This is a genomic window from Halorubrum salinum, from assembly GCF_024494575.1.
Lineage (GTDB): Archaea > Halobacteriota > Halobacteria > Halobacteriales > Haloferacaceae > Halorubrum > Halorubrum salinum.
This window is the reverse complement of the sequence record NZ_JANHDO010000001.1, coordinates 1007559-1025479: the sequence shown is the minus strand read 5'-3', so window position 1 is coordinate 1025479 and position 17921 is coordinate 1007559. Positions and strand designations below refer to the sequence as shown.

Below are 17921 nucleotides of genomic sequence, written 5' to 3'. Positions count from 1 at the left end.
GTACACACGTCACGGAGCGTCTCGCATCGCTTTTTACCGTGGCTCGCGCAGTGCGACCAATGAGTTACCGCGTCGGCCTCGTCGGCAAGCCCTCCGTGGGGAAGTCGACCTTTTTCAACGCCGCGACGATGAACGACGTGCCCGAGGGCGCGTACCCGTTCACCACGATCGACCCGACCGTCGGCGAGGCGTACGTCCGCGTCGACTGCGCCGCCCCCGAGTTCGACGAGACCTGCACGCCGAGCGTCGGCGTCTGCCGCGAGGGGACCCGCTTCGTCCCGGTCAAGCTCGTCGACGTCGCCGGGCTCGTCCCGGGCGCACACGAGGGGCGCGGACTCGGCAACCAGTTCCTCACCGATCTCAACGAGACCGACGTGTTGATCCACGTCGTCGACTTCTCCGGGAAGACGGACATCGAAGGCGAGACCACCGAGGGCCACGACCCGCGCGAGGACATCGACTTCTTAGAGGAAGAACTCGACGAGTGGTACCTCGACGTGTTAGAGAAGGGCTTAGAGAAGTTCGAGACGCGGTACCACGGCGCAGACGCCGCGATCGAGGAGGAACTGGCCGAGCAGATGTCGGCGTTCGGCATCGACAAGGACCGGATGAAACAGGTGATCTTAGCGCAGGGTCTCGACCTCGACCCCGAGACGTGGGACGGCGAGGACAGGGCCGACCTCGCGCGCGAGATCCGAAAGCGCACGAAGCCGATGGTCGTCGCCGCGAACAAGATGGACACGCCGGCGGCGCAGGCGAACTGGGAAGAAATCACGAGCGACCCCGAGTACGACCACCTATCTTTCGTCCCCGCGAGCGCCCACGCCGAGAAGGCGCTGAAGAACGCGGACGAGGCGGGCGTCGTCGACTACACGCCCGGCTCCGCTCAGTTCGAGACCGTCGGCGACGTCTCCGGCGAACAGGCGGCCGGGCTCGACCAGATCGCCGAGTTCGTCGACGAGTACGACGGGACCGGCGTCCAGGGCGCGCTCGAAGCCGCGATCTTCGACGTCCTCGGCTGTATCGCGGTCTTTCCCGGCTCCGCGAACGGGTCGAAAGACGAGAAGGGCGTCTTCCGCGACTGCTTTCTCCTCCCCGAAGACTCGACGACGGAGGACTTCGCGTTCCACATCCACTCGGACATCGGTGAGGGGCTCCTTCACGGGACCGACTGCCGGAGCGGCAGACAGGTCGGGGCCGACCACGAACTCTCCCACCGCGACGTGATCGAGCTGATCTCGACGAAGCAGGCCGCCCCCTGACGCCCGCAGCCCCCCTATGACGCCCGCAGGCCACTCTCAGGCCGTTTTTTCGCGGTTTCTCGTCTCACCCATTACCGTCGCGCGAGCGGCGACTTACACTCCTTCGACCCGCCGCAACACGTCTCGGACCTCGCCCGGCGTGGCGTGCGGCCCGCCCTGCACCCGGTGGTCGGGGAGCAGTAACGGGATCGGGTTCTCGCTGAGCGCGCGGGTCACGGTGTCGAGGTCGTCGGCGTCGTTGTCGTCGTAGCCGGCCGACCGCGCGAGCCGACTGACCGAGACGGACTCGCCGGACGGGACCGATCGGAGCGCGTCGAGGACGCGCCGCTGGTCGGTCGGGACCGTGAGGCCGATCTGCACGTCGTCGAACGGGTCGGCTCCGCGCGTGGCGGGCCCGACTCCGCCGCCGGCTGAATCTCCGGTCGAGACGCCCTCGTCTGCCGGTTCGCCCTGCAGGTACGCGCCGATCCGGTCGAGCAGCCCGTGGTCCGCCTCGGCGTCGGCCGGCGTCTCGGCCGGAAACGAGACCGCGATCACGCGGCCGCCGGCGAATCCGACCTCGACCGCGCGCCCGATCTCCTCGAAGTGTCGGGCGAACACGCCCGACGTGCCCGTCGATTGCATGGCTCCGGCTCCGCGGTCCCGACGGTTAAATCGCTGGGTCACCCGCCGTCTCCGCATCCGCGACGCGCTCCGTCAGTACCGAATATTCCTCCGCCGCCCGCAAGCCTTATGCACAGATGAGTGCATTAGTGTACACTAATGGAGGATGATTCCGCGCTGGCCCCGGCGGTCGAGTCGATACTGACGACTGCTCGGGAGCGAGCGGCCGAGGGACGGACTGACCGCGTAGACGTTGCTCCCCGAGACCTGCGCGCCGCGTTCGACCGCGCCGAGGCCGACGGTCGCGTGCCCGTGATAGCCGAGGTGAAGCCGACGAGCCCGACGACGGAGGGAACCCGTGAGGACGACCCCGTCGCGCTCGCGGAGGGGATGGTCGCGGGCGGGGCCGCGGCGCTCTCGGTGCTCACGGAGCCGGAGCACTTCGGCGGGAGCGTCGACACCCTCGAACGCGTCCGCGAGGCCGTCGACGTGCCGGTGCTCCGGAAGGATTTCGTCGTCGCCGAGTCGCAGTTGGACGCCGTCGAGAGCGACGTGGTCCTGCTCATCGCGCGGTTCGTCGGCGACGACCTCCCGGACCTGCTCGCCGCCGCGCGCGACCGCGGGTTTCAGGTGCTCGTCGAGGTTCACGACGCCGCGGAGCTAGCGGCCGCGGTCGACGCGGGCGCGACGTTCGTCGGCGTGAACAACCGCGACCTCGCGAGACTGGAGGTCGACCTCGAAACCTTCGAGTCGGTCGCGCCCGACGCTCCCGACGACGTGACGCTCGTCGCCGAGAGCGGGATCGGCTCGCCGGCGGACGTCCGGCGGATGCGAGCGGCCGGTGCCGACGCGCTGCTCGTCGGCAGTGCGATCATGGACGGGAACGTGACGGCGAACACGCGAACGCTGACCCGCGTGGAGGCGGGCGCAGAGACGGAGGCGGACGCGACAGCGGACGAGAGCGCGGAGACGAAACCGGACGCAGACGAGACGGCGGACACGGAGACACCCACATGAGCGAATCCGACACGCGAACGGCTGAGGAACCGGACACGGCGGTGCCATCGCGACGCCCCGGTCGCGAGCGCGGCCGCGACGACGGGAAGTTCGGCCGCTACGGCGGCCAGTACGTTCCCGAGGCGCTGATGCCGGCCATAGAGGAACTGACCGATGCCTACGAGCGCTACGTCCTGAACAACGAGGACGGCTTCATGGACGAGTTCCGCGAGCGGCTCGCGGACTTCGGCGGGCGGCCGATCCCGCTCCAGCGGGCCGACCGGCTCTCGGAGCGGTACGACCGCGAGATCTACCTCAAGCGCGAGGACCTGCTCCACGGCGGCGCACACAAGCTGAACAACGCGCTCGGTCAGGTGCTTCTCGCGAAGTACATGGGCAAAGAGCGGATCATCGCGGAGACGGGCGCGGGCCAGCACGGCACCGCGACGGCGATGGCGGCCGCCCACCTCGATATGCCCTGTGAGATATACATGGGCGAGCGCGACATCAACCGCCAGCGCCCCAACGTCTTCCGGATGAAGCTCAACGGGAGCGAAGTGAACCCGGTCACGGCCGGCCGCGGCACCCTGAAGGAGGCCATCTCGGAGACGATGCGCGACTGGGCGACGACCGTCGAGACGACCCACTACGTGATCGGCTCCGTGGTCGGTCCCCACCCGTTCCCGGTGATGGTCCGCGACTTCCAGGCGGTCATCTCCGAAGAGGCCCGCGAGCAGTCGATCGAGAAGACCGGCGGCCTCCCGACCGACGTGGTCGCCTGCGCGGGCGGCGGCTCCAACACGATGGGGTCGTTCGCGGCGTTCGTCGACGACGAGGACGTGGCGCTCCACGCAGTCGAGGCGGGCGGCTCCACGCTGGAGGTCGACGAGGAGGCCGGCGTCGCGCCGAACTCCGCGTCGCTGTACACGGGCGCGGAGGGCGTACTCCACGGTGCGCGCACGAAGCTCTTGCAGGATTCCGACGGCCAGATCATGGAGAGCCACTCGATCTCCTCCGGGCTCGACTACGCCGGCGTCGGCCCCGAACTCGCCTACCTCGTCGACGAGGGACGCGTGAACCCCGTCGCCGTCGACGACGACGCGGCCCTCGAAGGGTTCCATCGCCTCTCGCGCACCGAGGGGATCATCCCGGCCTTGGAGACGGCACACGCCTTCGGCTTCTTGGAGGAGCACCACGAGGAGTTGGGCGAGCGGGTCGTCGTCAACGTCTCCGGGCGCGGCGACAAGGACCTCGACGCCGCCATCGAGGAGACGGACAAACGCGACATCGACGAGGCACCGGACATGTCGATGTTCACGGGGGGAATCTGATGACGGGAGAGCACGCGAAGCCGGACGCGGACGCGGGAGCGGAGACCGGCAACTCCGCGGCCATCGCCGCCGCGTTCGCCGACGGACCCGCCTACGTCCCGTACCTCGCGGTCGGCGACCCGGACTACGAGGCCTCGAAGGCGTACGTCGAGGCCCTCGACCGCGGCGGCGCGGACGTGATCGAACTCGGTCTCCCCTTCTCGGAGCCGATCGCGGAGGGCCCGACCATTCAGGGCGCGCTCGTGCGCGCGCTCGACGCCGGGATGACGCCGGATCGGTTCTTCGAGTTCGCGGAGGGACTCGACGTCGACGCCCCGCTCGTCTGCATGACGTACTACAACCTCATTTATCAATATGATGAAGAAACCGGGCCACGCCCCTTCGTCGAGCGCGCGGCCGCCGCGGGGATCGAGGGGCTCGTCGTCCCGGACCTCCCCGCCGAAGAGGCGGACCCGCTGCGCGAGGCGTGCGACGAGTTCGGGCTGGATCTCGTCTTCATCGTCGCGCCCACCACCGTCGGCGAGCGGCTCGACCGGATCATGAGCCGGGTGTCGGGGTACGTCTACGTGCAGGCGCGGCTCGGGACGACCGGCGCGCGCGACGACGTCTCGGATCAGACCACGGAGAGCCTCGACCGCCTCGCCGACTACGACGTGCCCAAGGCCGTCGGGTTCGGCATCTCGTCCGGCGAGCACGCCGAGCGCATCGTCGCCGGCGGCGCAGACGGGATCATCGTCGGTTCGGCGCTCGTGGACATCGTCGCCGACGGCGTCGAGAACGACCTGTCGACCGAGGCGGTCGCAGAGCGGCTGGAGTCGCTCTCGCGAGAGCTGAAAGAGGGTGCCGAGCGGGGCCACGCCGCCCGCGCCGAGGCCCCCGACGCGAGCTGAGACGGCCGAGCGCTCGCCGTGCCCGTCCGCCGCACCGGTCGGCAGACCGGTTCGAGCCAATACGTCCCCGAACGAAACCGACTTACCTCCGATTGCCACACGTTCACACAACGACTCACCTCACAATGACAGCAGGACTCACAGCACGACTCCAGCGCATCTCCACGAACGACCGGTTCCTCATCGTCCCGATGGACCACGGGATCACGATGGGCGCGGTCGAGGGGCTCGTCGACATCGAGTCGACCATCGACGGCGTGACCGCGGGGGGTGCGGACGCGGTGTTGACCCAGCGCGGCATCGCGGAGCGCGTCCACCCGAACAAGAACGACGCGGGGTACATCGTCCACCTCAACGGCTCGACGACGATCGGCCCCGACGAGAACGACAAGCGCGTCACCGGTACGGTAGAGGACGCCGTCCGGGCCGGCGCGGACGCCGTTTCCTTCCACATCAACGTCGGCTCCGATTACGAGCCGTCACAGATCGAGGGCCTCTCCCAACTCACCAGCGAGGCCGAGCGGCTCGGTCTGCCCGTGCTCGCGATGGCGTACGCCCGGGGCCCCGGCGTCGACGAGAGCGACCCCGAGTCGCTCGGCCACGCCGTCCGGCTCGCCGAGGAACTCGGCGCGGACGTGGTGAAGACCGGTTACTCCGGCGACGGCGACTCCTTCGAGCGCGTCACCGAGTCGACTCGGTTGCCGGTCGTCATCGCCGGCGGGTCGAAGGGGACGGACCGCGAGACGGTCGAGATGGTTCGCGGCGCGATGGACGGCGACGCCGCCGGCGTCTCGATGGGTCGGTCGATCTTCCAGCACGACGATCCGGAAGGTATCGCGCGGGCGGTCTCGGCGGTCGTCCACGACGACGCGACGGTCGAGGAGGCGCTCACCGCGGGCGGGTTCATCGAGGTATAACGGGCGGCTACAGGTTCTCTTTGATCGCCGTCTCGACCGCTTCGACGCGGTCGCGGTCGAACGTCCACTCGCCGAGCCACTCGTTCGTTCCCACCTCGATCGCGACGAGCGCGGCCGCCTCGGCCTCCGACCGGTGAACGACGAACCACGTGCGCTCGTAGTCGACTTCGTACCCGCCGTGGAGCTTCAGCCCCGCCTCGCGCGGCGGCACCCAGTCCGGGACGCCGTAGACGTGGATATCGGCCGCCGACTCCCCGAGCTTTCGGTAGACGTTCGCGGTCCCGCGCTCGTCGTGAATCCGGGAGAGCCGTTGGAACGACGCGCGGTGTGTTCCGCCGTGCTCGTGTGAGAGCCGCTCGACGTGTCGCGAGATGAGAATGAGCGGGAGCTTCTCCGAGTTCGACTCGGGGAAGCCCCTGACGTGAAACGTCGTGTCCGCGAGCCCGCGAATGACGTCCGGCAGTTCGATCTGATCCACGTCGACGGCCCCGGTGATGTACAGGTCGGAGTTGACGTGTAAGATCGTGGCCTCCAGTTCCGACAGCGGCGACTCGGCGACGATCTCGCCGTCATCGAAGAGCACGACGCGGTCGCACTCGGCAGATTCCGGAGAGCCGGACAGTTCGAGGTCACCGTCGGTGAGTTCGCCAACCCCGTCTCCCTCGCCGGTCACCACCTCGACCGGCTGCCGCTCGAACAGGGATCGAACCATCCGCTCTGTCGGTTTCGGTCGCGTGTTCCCGACGACGGCCAGCGATAGCGACTTCGACGGGTCGATGTCGACGAAGTCGACGAAATGAGAGTCCGCTGGGAGCGACATGTATGTTTGCAGGTACGTCGTCCACGCCGTTGAGGCTGACCCGCCGTCGTCGTCGTCCGTGTCCGTTCCAGTGACCGCAGACGCGTTCGTCGCGTCCGCGTCGCGGCTTCCGCAGTTTTCAAGCCCGCGCGCCGTGAGGTTTCGACAATGACACGCACGGTCTGGGTGAAAGCCGACGGAAGCGTCGGCGACTGGGAGGCGCGCAAGCGACGAATCACGGCCGCTATCGAGGCCGGCGCGGACTGGGTCCTCGTCGACGAGGGCGACGTCGGACGCGTCCGCGAACTGGGCGACGTGAACGTCGCCGCGTTCCGCTCGGAGGCGGACGTCATCGACGACGCCGAGAGCGACGCGGAGGCGGACGCCTACTTCGTCGGTAAGGGCGGCGAGGGCGACGGGACGATCGACATGCCGGGAGACCTGTCGGGGTCGGCGGACCTGTCGACGCTCCGCCGCCGCGACGACCGCGCGCAGGGCGCGTACGTCCGCGTGCTCGGCACCGAGTACGAGGCGTTCGCCGAGGCGGCCGCCGAGGACGCGGAGTTCACCGTGATCGTCGGCGAGGACTGGTCTATCATCCCGCTGGAGAACCTGATCGCCCGCGTCGGCGAGGAGACGCACCTCGTCGCGGGCGCGACCACCGCCGCCGAGGCGAAGACCGCCTTCGAGACGCTTGAGATCGGTGCCGACGGCGTCCTCCTCGACGCCGACTCGCCGGACGAGATCCGCGGCGCGGTCGACGCCCGCGACGCCGCCGACCGCGAGACGCTCGACCTCCGACACGCGGAGGTGACGGCGGTGGAGCAGACGGGGATGGCGGACCGCGTCTGCATCGACACCGGCTCGCTGATGGACGACGACGAGGGAATGCTGATCGGGTCGATGTCGCGCGGGCTCTTCTTCGTCCACGCCGAGACCGCGGAGTCGCCGTACGTCGAGTCTCGGCCGTTCCGCGTGAACGCCGGGGCGGTTCACGCGTACGTGCGCAACCCCGAGGGGGGCACGAACTACCTCGCGGAGCTGTCGAGCGGCGACGAAGTGCAGGTCGTCGATACGGACGGCCACACCCGCGAGGCGATCGTCGGGCGCGTCAAAATCGAGAAGCGGCCGATGTTCCGGCTTCAGGCGGAAGTCGAGACCGATGACGGCGTCGACCGCGTGGAGACGCTCATCCAGAACGCCGAGACGGTGAAGGTCGCGACCGCGGCGGGCAAGACGGCGGTAACCGACCTCGAAGCGGGCGACGAGGTGCTCGTCTACTACGAGGACGTGGCGCGCCACTTCGGCGAGGCCGTCGAGGAGAGCATCATCGAGAAGTGAGGTGGTGCGACGATGCGGCGGCACGCCGGCATCGCCGCCACCGCGGTGAGCCGCGCGGAAACGATCGTGTCGACCATAACGAATTTTGTTCGCTCTCGTGATCTGCCGACATGGCAGTCACGAACGAGCGTCGTCGGATCACGGAGCAGGGGCTCGCCGACCGCATCCGTCACCTCGCCGACGCCGCGAACCCCGCGTTCGCCGCGGGGTGTCTCCTCGTCCCGCTCGCGGTCCTGGCGGTGAGCGTGCTCGCGTCGAGCACCACGCTGCTGTTTTACACCCACGTCGCCGCCGGCGCGGTGTGGTTCGGGTTCGCGCTGATCTTCCCCGCGATCATCGGGCCGACGCTCGGTGGACTGAGCGAGGAGGCCTCGGCCGCGGTGACGGGAACGCTCGTCCCCAAGGCGGTCTTCTTTCTGGTCGGGTTCTCCTTCACCACGGTGCTTTCGGGGACCGCGCTGCTGACGGACGGCCTCGGGCTCGGCTACGGCTTCTCCGGCACGTGGTCGTCTGCCGCGCTCGGCGTGGGATGGGGACTGTTCGCCTTCGGGCTCGCGGTCCCGCACCGGCTCCAGCTCAGCGCGTACTACGAGACGCAGTCGCCGAACCCGGACGCGGCCCGGCTCGAATCGATCGAGAAGAAGAACCTCGTCGTCGGGCTGTTCGAGGCGGCCGTGATGCTCGGACTCATCGCCATGATGACCGGGTTCCGGCTGGGAGTATGACGGCTGAGAACACGTTTCCGCCTGTCAGACGCGGTCGTCAGACCGCGCGAGCAAAGCGCTAGGCGTCTCGGCGGGCGTACTCACTCACCCTGCTCGACTTCGAATATCTCGTCTGCGGTGAGGCCGTGGGCTTCCTTGTGGACTTCCTCACCCGCCTCTTTGCTGGGTCCCTCAAAGAGGCAAAAAACGGCTCCCTCGTCGGCGTCAACCCAGTAGTTCAGGTATTTCACACCGTGTTTTTCCTGCGTTTCGACGTCCTTTCTGTGCGCTTCCACGACATCCTCGACGCTTGCGTCAACGTCCCTGTGAACGTCCATATAGAGTGGCATAGTGCACACGCAGGTGGGGAGGAGCCGAAGTTAGTTATTGAGCGCCTTTTTGCGGTATGACGCAGTTATTTGCCGATTACACGCTCGTCTCGAACTCTCGGCCGTCCGCGCTCGGCGTCGGCCGAACGGGTGGAGTTCAACAGGACTCGGTCACGAAAACTCGGATGTGAGCTTCGAGTTCCGATTCGTTGTTGGGATGTCCGACGCAATCAGTTGCTCGCACGCGTGGACGAAAGAGGCGTCGTCAACCGCCCCACAGACGACGTGCGTCTCATCGGTGGTGCGAATGTACAGGTCGATGACGTCGTGGTTCCCGACGTTGAGATAGTCGTACGCCGTGAGCCACGCTCCAATAGCGAACACGTAGACGAATCCGAGAAGCAGCGCCTCGGGTCGGGTTGCGGGGAGACCGTTCAGGTACACGTCGGCGGTCGGAACGACCGTGAGAACGACGGCGAGAAGTCCGGTGCACGCGCCGAGAAACCGCATGTGGTGAAGGGTGGTGTTCCGTTCGAATCGGATCGTCTCGACCTCGGTGAGCGGAACGGCAGTCGGAGACGCATCGCCCGGACGAGCGTACGTGAGACGCTCACCAGACGCCGTGAACGTTCCCACGTCCTCTCTACCGAGAACGTACTCGTCGATATGGGCGTCCGTGCGGAACTCCATCGTCGAGTCTCCGTGTTCTCCGTTCATCCGAGCGATCGCCTCTTTCCGTATTGTGAATCGGACACGTTTCGACAGCAACCTCGCCCGAAACAGACGGCTCACTGGGGGGTGAGCCCGACTGGCTCAGATCCCGTACAGCTCGCCGTACTTCTCCTCGACGTAGTCGGTGAACGCGTCCGCCGACAGCCCCTCGCCGGTCGCGCGCTCCACGAGCTCGTTCGTCTCGTAGCGAGAGCCGTGTCGGTGGACGTTCGCTGCGAGCCACTCCTGGAGGTCGTCGAACTCGCCGTCCGCGGTCTTCGCGTCGAGGTCGTCGATCTCGCTTTCTGCGGCCGCGTACAGCTGGGCGGCCATCACGGAGCCGAGCGAGTACGTCGGGAAGTAGCCGAAGTTGCCGTGGCTCCAGTGGATGTCCTGGAGACAGCCCTCGCTGTCGGTATCGGGTCGGATCCCGAGGTACTCCTCGTACTTGTCGTTCCACACCTCGGGGACATCCTCGACCGCGAGGTCGCCCCGGACCAGGTCACGCTCTATCTCGAAGCGGACGACGATGTGGAGGTGGTAGGTCAGCTCGTCGGCCTCGACGCGGATCAGGTTGTCCTCGTACACCTGGTTGACGGCCTCGTAGGCGTCTTCGACGGTCGCGTCTGCGGTCTCGGGGAACCGCTCTTGGAACACCGGGAGGAACCGCTCCCAGAACGCGCGGCTCCGACCGACGTGGTTCTCCCAGAGGCGCGACTGCGACTCGTGGACCGAGAGGTCGCGGTCGTCGCCGAGCGGGGTGCCGAACTGCTCTTTCGGGAGGCCGAGCGCGTACTGCGCGTGGCCGTACTCGTGGATCGTCGACCCGATCGCACCGAGCGGGTCCGACTCGTCGAACCGGGTCGTGATCCGACAGTCGAACTGGTTGCCCGACGTGAACGGGTGCGAGGAGACGTCGAGCCGCCCTCGGTCGAAGTCGTAGCCGACCAGATCCAGCGCGTCGCGCGCGAGCGCCTCCTGGTCGTCCTCGGGGAACTGCCCTTCGAAGGTGTCGACGGCGAGGTCGGCGTCCGACTCTCGGATCGCGTCGATGAGCGGCACGAGCGTCGCGCGGAGTTCCTCCAAGATGGCCTCCGTGCGCTCCATCGAGAGACAGGGTTCGTACTCCTCGAACAGCACCGCGTAGGGGTCCCGGTCGGGGTCGATGTGCTCGGCGTACTCGCGTTTCAACTCGACGTGTCTCTCAAGATGCGGTGCGAACCGATCGAAGTCGTCCTCGGCTTTCGCCGCCTCCCACGCCTGCAGCGCCTCGGTGCTCGCCTCGGAGATCTCCTCGACGAGTTCGCGCGGGACGGCGTCGGCGCGCTCGTACTCGCGCGAGACTTCGCGCACGACGGCCGCCCGCTCGTCCGAGAGGTCGGCGTCGGCGAGCCGGTCCAGAAGCTCCCCGGTCTCTGCGTCCGTTATCATCTCGTGGCGGACCGACGAGAGCGTCGAGAGCTGTCTCGACCGGGCGGGCGTGCCGCCCTCGGGCATCATCACCTGCTGGTCCCAGCCGAGCACGCCGGCCGCGCTCCCGACCGCGTTCCAGCGTCGAACGCGGTCCAGGAGTGCGTCGTACGCGTCTGGCGCGTCGCTCGCGTCGTCTGCGGCGGCTTCCGTTGCCATACGACACGGATCGACCGCGTGCCATAAGAAGTGTCCGCCGACGAAACGGCCCCGCCGCGGACGGAGGTGACCGCGCCGCTGCCGATCCCGCCGGCGACACCGCCCGACCGGCGGACCGCCCCGTCGCGAGCGCGACCTATATCTCTCCGGCCGCCGAACGACCGACAACGAATGACCGACGACGACTTCATCGACCTCCGGTCCGACACCGTCACGCGTCCGTCAGACGCGATGCGCGACGCGGCCGCGACCGCCGAGGTCGGCGACGACGTGTACCGCGACGACCCCACAGTCAACGAACTGGAGCGGCGCGCCGCCGAGGCGGTCGGCACCGAAGCGGCGCTGTACGTCCCCTCGGGGACGATGGCCAACCAGATCGCCGTCCGCGTCCACACGGACCCCGGACAGGAACTGCTTCTCGACCGGGAGTCCCACATCTACCGGTGGGAACTCGGCGGCGCGGCGACGCTCTCGGGGGTCCAGACGCGGCCGGTCGACGCCGGCGCGCGCTGCGTCCCGACCGCAGAGCGAGTGCGCGCAGAGACCGTGACAGAAGACCTCCACCGGCCCGGCACCGGCCTGCTGGCGCTCGAAAACACGCACAACTACCGCGGCGGGCTGGCGGTCCCCGTAGACCGGATCGACGCGGCGGCAGCGGCGGCACACGAAGGTGGCGTACCCGTCCACCTCGACGGCGCGCGCGTGTTCAACGCCGCGGTCGCGCTCGGCGTCGACGCGAGCGAGATCGTCGCGCCCGTCGACAGCGTCACCTTCTGTCTCTCGAAGGGGCTCGGCGCGCCCGTCGGATCGATACTCGCGGGGGAGACGGCGTTCATCGAGGAGGCCAGACGGGTCCGGAAGCTGTTCGGCGGCGGCATGCGGCAGGCCGGGATGATCGCCGCGCCGGGGCTGCTCGCGTTAGAGACCGTCGACCGCCTCGCCGACGACCACGCCAACGCTGAGCGGCTGGCCGCGGGGTTAGACGCCATCGACGGCGTCGACGCCGCAGAGCCCGACACGAACATCGTCGTCGCCGACACCGAGAGCGCCGGAGTCGCGGCGAGCGACCTCGTCGCGGCCTGCGAGGAGCGCGGCGTCGGGTGCGTCGAGTTCGACGCGCACACCGCGCGGTTCACCACCCACCGCGACGTGGACGCGGACGACATCGACATCGCGGTCGAGCGTGTCGACGACGTGATCGCAGATCTCACCGCGTAGGTCGCGGATCGCAACGCGCAGTCCGCGGATCGTGACCGGTAGCCGTCCCGCCGCGGTTCACCGGTCGAACCCGTTCTCGGCGACGATCCACCTCACCCCGACGTAGGCGACCGCGGCGATGGCCGCGTACGCGACGACGAGCGCCGTGGTCGTCGCGTCCGCGCTGTCGATAGCGAGCCGTGCGACCGCGTTCGCTGGGCCGCCGGCCATGGCCGTCGCGCCGCCGAAGAGCGCGAGGACGCCGATCGAGTAGAGGAACTGCGCGGCGCGGCGGTCGGGCGCGAGCGCCGAGATGGCGACGGCCAGCGCGACGACGAGCGCCGTGAGCGCGGTCATCAAGACGAGTATCGTGGGAACGTTGGCGACGGGCGTGTCGTTCGCGCGGAGCAACAGCAGCCACAACAGCGCCTGTGCGGGGGCGATGGCGACCGCCGCGAGCGCCTTCCCGTCGATGATCTCGCCGAGCGTCACGGGCGCGACGCGGAGGAGTTCGAGCGTCCCCTCGTCGATCTCCTCCGTGATCGAGTCGACGACGAGCGACCCGGAGATGAACACGGGCAGGAACACCAACACCGGGATCAACACGGTGTACGTGAACGTGAAGTACGGGCTTGAGCCGCTCTGCGCCGGCAGTGGAAGCGGCGACTCGGTGAGGTACGCGGCGCGGTCCCTGCGCTCGTCGAGCTCGTAGGCGCGCAACACTTCGCGAAGCTGGACGACGAGGACGGTCGTCTCGACCGTGGCGTCCGGCGCGGTGACCCGTACCGCGATCCGGTCGCCGCCGCCGTCCCCCGCGTCGACCCGGTTCGCGACCGCCACCGCGTCGGCGGCGTTGCGGTCGAACGCGTCCCGGGCGGCACCCGCGTCCACGTACGTCGTGACGCCGACGCCTTCGACGTCGGCGGCGGCCCGTTCGAGCCCGTCGACCGCGTCGCCGCTCGCGGCCACCTCTATCTCCGCGGCGTCGAGCGCGCCGGGGTCGTACATGGAGACCAGCCCGACGACGAGGAACGACGAGAACGCCGCGATGAACAGCTGGATGCCGATCGCGAGCAGGATCGTCTTCTCCGCGCGCAGCCCCGCAAGCTCGCGGCCGGCGACCGTCAGGCGGCTACCCATGGACGCTCACCACCGCGAAGTTGTACGCCGCGTGAAGCAGCGTCGCCAGCGCGAGCGTCAGGACGTACCGGGTCCGGCCGCGGCTCGCTCCCACCGCGGTCACGGCCGTCGTGACGCCGTGGAGCGCGAGCGGCGCGAACGCCAGCGCGACCAGCACGGGAACGGACAGTCCCCCGACGCCGGCGACGCTCCCGAAGGCGGCGCGGCCCACGTACAGCTCCGTGAGTCCGACGGCCTGCACGACCGCGGTGGCCTTCTCGGCGAGGAAGAAGCCGACGGCGGAGGCCGCGCCGACCGCGACGGCGACCCGGTCGGTCCGGGCGAAGACGCCGCGCTCGAACCCGGCGTAGAGGTGGACGCTCTTCGCGACTTCCTCGATGAAGGCGATCGTGACGAGCAAGACGGGGATCGAGACGGTAACGGGCAGCGCGAAGAGCAGCGCGACGGCCATGAGTTCCGCGACGAACACGAAGGGTATCGCACAGGCGGTGAGAAGCGCCACCGGAGCGAGCGCGCGGAGGCGGCCCCGCGCTCCCGCCCCGCGCCCCCGGTGAGCGTCGCCGCCGACCGGTGCGAGCCGCACCGCCAGCGCGTCGAGGAACTTCCGTCCGACCGGCTTCTGCGTGAACATGTCCTCCTCGCGGTAGACGCCGAGCCCGAGCGCGAACAGGAGCCCGGCCCCGATCGACATCGGCGTCGTCGCGAATAGCACGTCGCCGGCGGAGACGGCTTCGCCCTGCAGGTCGAAGACGACGAGCGTGAGCGGCGAGACGAGCGCGACCGGCGTGACGTTGGTGAAGATAGCGGGGACGAACGCGTAGGTCGTGAGCAGGACGCTCACGCCGACCGTGACGAACGTGAGCTCCTTGAACGACCGCGCGAACATCGCGCCGACGAACGTCGCCCCGAGGAACGCCAGTGCGACCGGGAACACGGCGACGACGGAGAGCGGACCGCCGCCGACCGCGAGGGCGATGAGCGTCGTGACCGCCGCCGCGAGCGCGACGTACGGGAGGGTCTTGCCGGCGACGATTTCGACCGGCGACAGCGGCGTGACGAGGAGCGGCTCGCCGCGGCGGTTCGTCCGCTCGTCGAGGATGGAGGATCCGTACGCCTGAATGAGGAAGTTCATCGGCACGAGGAAGACGAAGGCAAGCAGAAGGGAGACGAACGGGAACGGCGGGGAGATCGATCCCGGCGAGCCGACCGTGGCGGCACCGAACGTCCCGCCTCCGATCGAGGGGACCGCGAGGCCGCCGTCGTCGCCGTCACCGCCGTCGCCGCCGGCAGCGACCGCACCCGTCGAGTCGGACCCGTCTCCGCCAGCCGTCCCGCCGTCGGAGGTGCCACCGCCGCCGGTCGCTCCGTCTCCCGCGGTTCCGTCCGTCGATCCCCCTCCGCCGAGCGTCGCTCCGCCGTCGACCCCGCTCGTTCGGCTCACGTACCTGAGCGTGACCGCGATCGGGAACGCCGCCGTCTCGTTCGCCTCGTCGGCCATCAGCCGCTCGTTGTGCGCCTCGACGGCCTCCCGAAACTCGGCCGCAGCGGCCGCGCCCTTCTCCGTGTCGCTGGCGCTGACCACGACGCCGACGACGGTCGAATCGCCTCCGGCCGTCCCCCCGATCGTCCCGTCGTCTCTCGGAACGCCGCGGACGTCTCGGACGATCAGATCCGCCGAGGTGCCGAGCGACGCGCCATCGACGGGAACTGCGGTAAGCGCGGGTGCAGACTCGACCGCGTCGGCGTACGGCGAGCCGTCGTCGACCGCGACCCGGTAGACGTCGCGGTCGACGTCGAGCCCGACGACGCCGGCCGCGAGGCCGCCGCCGACCAAGCCGCCCACGACGAGGAGGAGCGCGAGCGCCGCGAGCAGGGTTCGGCGGTCGACGCCCCCGCCGGCGCGGGCGGTCTCCCATCTGGCGACCCGGAGCGTCCTCCGGAGCCGGTCGATCACTCGGCCCCCTCCGGTTCGTTCGGCGTCTGCCCGCCGGTCTCTTCGTCCGCGGAACCGTCGCCGGTGCCGGCCGTGTACCGCCCCGGCATCGGGCGGCCGACGATGTCGAGGAAGACGTCTTCGAGGCTCGGCTCGCGCGTGCGGATGTCGACCACCTCGCCGCCCGCGGCCGTCACCGCGTCGCGGACCGCCTCGACCGCCGCCATCGTCGGCACCGCGGTCCGGAACCGGTCGCCGACCTCGACCGTGAGCGCCGGCGAGGCGTCCGACTCGCCCGCCTCGTCGTCCGCGAGGCCGCTCGCTTCACCGTCCGCGAGGTCGGCGAGCGCGTCGGTTCGGCTCGGCGCGACGTCGGAGAACACGTGGTAGGTCGTCTCTCCGTGCCGCTCGCGGATCCCGTCGACGCTCCCGCGAGCGACGATTCGCCCCTCGTTCATCACGACGACGCGGTCGCAGACGGACTCGACGTGATAGAGGTTGTGCGCGGAGAACACGACCGTCTTTCCGGCCTCGCGAAGCTCGCGGGTGAACTGCAGCACGGAGTCCGTCGTCACCGGGTCGAGCCCCGAGGCCGGCTCGTCGTACACGAGCACGTCCGGGTCGTTGACGAGCGACCGCGCGATGGCGACCTTGCGTTTCATCCCCTTCGACATGTCGCCGAGCCGGCGCTCGCGGTGGTCGAGCTGGAGCCGGTCGAGCGCGGACTCGATCCGCTCGTCCGCGACGTCCCCCGGCACGTCGTAGAGGTCGGCGAAAAACCGGAGGTACGACCGCGGCGTCATCTCCTCGTACAGCGGCGACTCCTCCGGGAGGAAGCCGAGCCGCCGCCGCATCTCGGGGTCGTCGGAGTCGAAGCCGGCGACCGTCACGTCGCCGTCGGTCGGCTCGACGAGCCCGGAGAGCACCTTGAGCGTCGTCGTCTTCCCCGCTCCGTTCGGGCCGACGATGCCGAAGACCTCTCCCTCTCCGACGGAGAACGTGCTGTCGACGACGGCGGCGAACTCCCCGTACGTCTTCCGTAGGCCCGCCACCTCGATCATGCGTCGCGATCGACCCTCTGTCGGGTTAAACCCACCTCCGCGGTTATCGCCGGCGAGAACGCTCGCCGGTATCCTTAGGGGACCGGTCGACGAACGCGACGGTAATGACCGACGCCGGGGAGACGGTGGAAGCCGCTGACGGCGGGGATGGCGCTGACCGCCGCGGCACCGCCGGACGCGGGGGCGACACCGAGCGGGAAACCGACATCGATCCCGCGGTCGCGGCGACGGCCCGCGAGGAGCTGCGCACGACGTTCTCCCATCAGGTCGAGCGGCTCCGCGAGATCGACACCAAGGCCATCGAGATCCTCAAGGCGAACCTGGTTCTCATCGGGATCGTCGTCACGGGCGGGTCGATCGTCGTGCAGACCGAGTTCGACCTCGGCGGGTTCCTCAACCCATTCACGCTCGCGGGGGGCGCGATCCTGCTCGTCTCGACCGGGCTGGCGGCCGTCACGTACACCGCCTCCGACCTCCGCGGCGGACTCACCATCGCCGACGTCGACGCCCTGATCGCCGCGGAACGCGCACGCGCCGACGGCGAGAACGGACCGGTGACCGACGCGTCGTCGGCCGACGCGGTCACGGACGACGACCCGCACGACGAGACGCCGGACAGGTGCGACGAGACGCCGGCCAGCTTCGACGAGCGGTTGCTGCGCAGCTACGCCGAGTGGATCGACTACAACGCCCGCGTCATGGCCGTTAACGACCTGCTCGCGACCGTGACCGTCCTCTTGGTCTTCCTCGCGTTCGTCTACGTCGTCGCGGGGGTGGTGACCGGCGCGGTCGGGCTCTCTCCGACGGAACTGTGGGCCACGTTCGCCGTCTTGACGGTGTTCGCTGGCGGGTTCACGTGGGTCGCCGCGCACATGGACCACCTCGGACCCGAGACCCGGCACCCGACGGCGACGTTCGACGGCGTGCAGATCTCGAAGGGAGCAGACCGCAGCGAGGCGTGGTCGTCGCTCCGCGCGATGATCGGGCGCGAGCCGCCCGCCGACCCACCAGACCCGGACGCACCGCCGCGTGACGGGGATCGCGACGACTGACCGCGGCTCGAAGGAGATAAGAAGGC

At 69.3% G+C, this 17921-nt stretch carries 17 protein-coding genes; 9 read left to right on the top strand and 8 right to left on the bottom strand.

The annotated features are described in order from the left end of the window. Positions 1-59: 59 nt before the first annotated feature. Entirely contained in the window at positions 60-1262 is a 1203-nt protein-coding gene (locus NO930_RS05510; RefSeq protein WP_256402765.1) for a redox-regulated ATPase YchF, read from the top strand. Positions 1263-1355: 93 nt separating this feature from the next. Here NO930_RS05510 and NO930_RS05505 read toward each other — a convergent pair whose 3' ends face one another. Then, positions 1356-1886 carry an MGMT family protein gene (locus NO930_RS05505; protein WP_256402764.1) on the bottom strand — a complete coding sequence of 177 codons (531 nt, stop codon included), beginning with the start codon at positions 1884-1886 and terminating at the stop codon, positions 1356-1358. Positions 1887-2024: 138 nt separating this feature from the next. Here NO930_RS05505 and trpC point away from each other — a divergent pair, with 138 nt between their 5' ends. The 4 genes from trpC (at position 2025) to NO930_RS05485 (ending at position 5999) form a co-directional block, all read left to right on the top strand. Beyond that, positions 2025-2882 carry an indole-3-glycerol phosphate synthase gene (gene trpC, locus NO930_RS05500; RefSeq protein ID WP_256402763.1) on the top strand — a complete coding sequence of 286 codons (858 nt, stop codon included), beginning with the start codon at positions 2025-2027 and terminating at the stop codon, positions 2880-2882. Further along, positions 2879-4192 carry a tryptophan synthase subunit beta gene (gene trpB / locus NO930_RS05495; RefSeq protein WP_256402762.1) on the top strand — a complete coding sequence of 438 codons (1314 nt, stop codon included), beginning with the start codon at positions 2879-2881 and terminating at the stop codon, positions 4190-4192. The genes trpC and trpB overlap by 4 nt, the downstream gene beginning before the upstream one ends. Continuing rightward, the gene (gene trpA / locus NO930_RS05490) at positions 4192-5082 is read left to right on the top strand and encodes a tryptophan synthase subunit alpha (protein WP_256402761.1); all 891 of its coding nucleotides are present in this window, start codon (positions 4192-4194) and stop codon (positions 5080-5082) included. Before trpB ends, trpA begins: the two co-directional genes overlap by 1 nt. 125 nt (positions 5083-5207) lie before the next feature. Beyond that, positions 5208-5999 carry a 2-amino-3,7-dideoxy-D-threo-hept-6-ulosonate synthase gene (locus tag NO930_RS05485; protein ID WP_256402760.1) on the top strand — a complete coding sequence of 264 codons (792 nt, stop codon included), beginning with the start codon at positions 5208-5210 and terminating at the stop codon, positions 5997-5999. Positions 6000-6006: 7 nt separating this feature from the next. Here the strand turns inward: NO930_RS05485 and NO930_RS05480 are convergent, their stop codons facing one another. Continuing rightward, positions 6007-6819, bottom strand: a complete 813-nt coding sequence (locus NO930_RS05480; RefSeq protein WP_256402759.1) for a DICT sensory domain-containing protein — start codon at positions 6817-6819, stop codon at positions 6007-6009. A 147-nt stretch (positions 6820-6966) separates the two neighbouring features. On the opposite strand from NO930_RS05480, the gene NO930_RS05475 reads away from it, so the two are divergent. Both NO930_RS05475 and NO930_RS05470 read left to right on the top strand, forming a co-directional pair. Then, complete coding sequence (locus NO930_RS05475; protein WP_256402758.1) at positions 6967-8139, top strand: 3-dehydroquinate synthase II; 1173 nt, start codon at positions 6967-6969, stop codon at positions 8137-8139. 110 nt (positions 8140-8249) lie between these two features. Further along, the gene (locus NO930_RS05470; protein WP_256402757.1) at positions 8250-8864 is read left to right on the top strand and encodes a hypothetical protein; all 615 of its coding nucleotides are present in this window, start codon (positions 8250-8252) and stop codon (positions 8862-8864) included. Between the two features lie 80 nt (positions 8865-8944). Here NO930_RS05470 and NO930_RS05465 read toward each other — a convergent pair whose 3' ends face one another. From NO930_RS05465 to NO930_RS05455, 3 genes are all read right to left on the bottom strand, one after another. Continuing rightward, complete coding sequence (locus NO930_RS05465; protein WP_137783953.1) at positions 8945-9193, bottom strand: DUF4242 domain-containing protein; 249 nt, start codon at positions 9191-9193, stop codon at positions 8945-8947. A 150-nt stretch (positions 9194-9343) separates the two neighbouring features. Continuing rightward, positions 9344-9862: a hypothetical protein gene (locus NO930_RS05460; protein ID WP_256402756.1), complete on the bottom strand. Its 519-nt coding sequence runs from the start codon at positions 9860-9862 to the stop codon at positions 9344-9346. A gap of 123 nt (positions 9863-9985) precedes the next feature. Next, a complete protein-coding gene (locus NO930_RS05455) occupies positions 9986-11512 on the bottom strand; it encodes a carboxypeptidase M32 (protein WP_256402755.1) in 1527 nt (508 codons plus the stop codon). Positions 11513-11683: 171 nt separating this feature from the next. Here NO930_RS05455 and NO930_RS05450 point away from each other — a divergent pair, with 171 nt between their 5' ends. Then, on the top strand, positions 11684-12730 hold the full coding sequence (locus NO930_RS05450) for a threonine aldolase family protein (RefSeq protein WP_256402754.1): 1047 nt from the start codon (positions 11684-11686) through the stop codon (positions 12728-12730). 57 nt (positions 12731-12787) lie between these two features. Here the strand turns inward: NO930_RS05450 and NO930_RS05445 are convergent, their stop codons facing one another. The 3 genes from NO930_RS05445 to NO930_RS05435 are packed head-to-tail and all read right to left on the bottom strand — an operon-like array spanning position 12788 to position 16843. After that, entirely contained in the window at positions 12788-13849 is a 1062-nt protein-coding gene (locus NO930_RS05445) for an ABC transporter permease (RefSeq protein ID WP_256402753.1), read from the bottom strand. Further along, positions 13842-15803, bottom strand: coding sequence for an ABC transporter permease family protein (locus tag NO930_RS05440; protein ID WP_256402752.1), 1962 nt, complete (start codon positions 15801-15803; stop codon positions 13842-13844). Before NO930_RS05440 ends, NO930_RS05445 begins: the two co-directional genes overlap by 8 nt. Beyond that, positions 15800-16843, bottom strand: a complete 1044-nt coding sequence (locus NO930_RS05435; RefSeq protein WP_256402751.1) for an ABC transporter ATP-binding protein — start codon at positions 16841-16843, stop codon at positions 15800-15802. The genes NO930_RS05440 and NO930_RS05435 overlap by 4 nt, the downstream gene beginning before the upstream one ends. 104 nt (positions 16844-16947) lie before the next feature. On the opposite strand from NO930_RS05435, the gene NO930_RS05430 reads away from it, so the two are divergent. Beyond that, positions 16948-17895 carry a hypothetical protein gene (locus NO930_RS05430; RefSeq protein WP_256402750.1) on the top strand — a complete coding sequence of 316 codons (948 nt, stop codon included), beginning with the start codon at positions 16948-16950 and terminating at the stop codon, positions 17893-17895. Positions 17896-17921 lie beyond the last annotated feature (26 nt).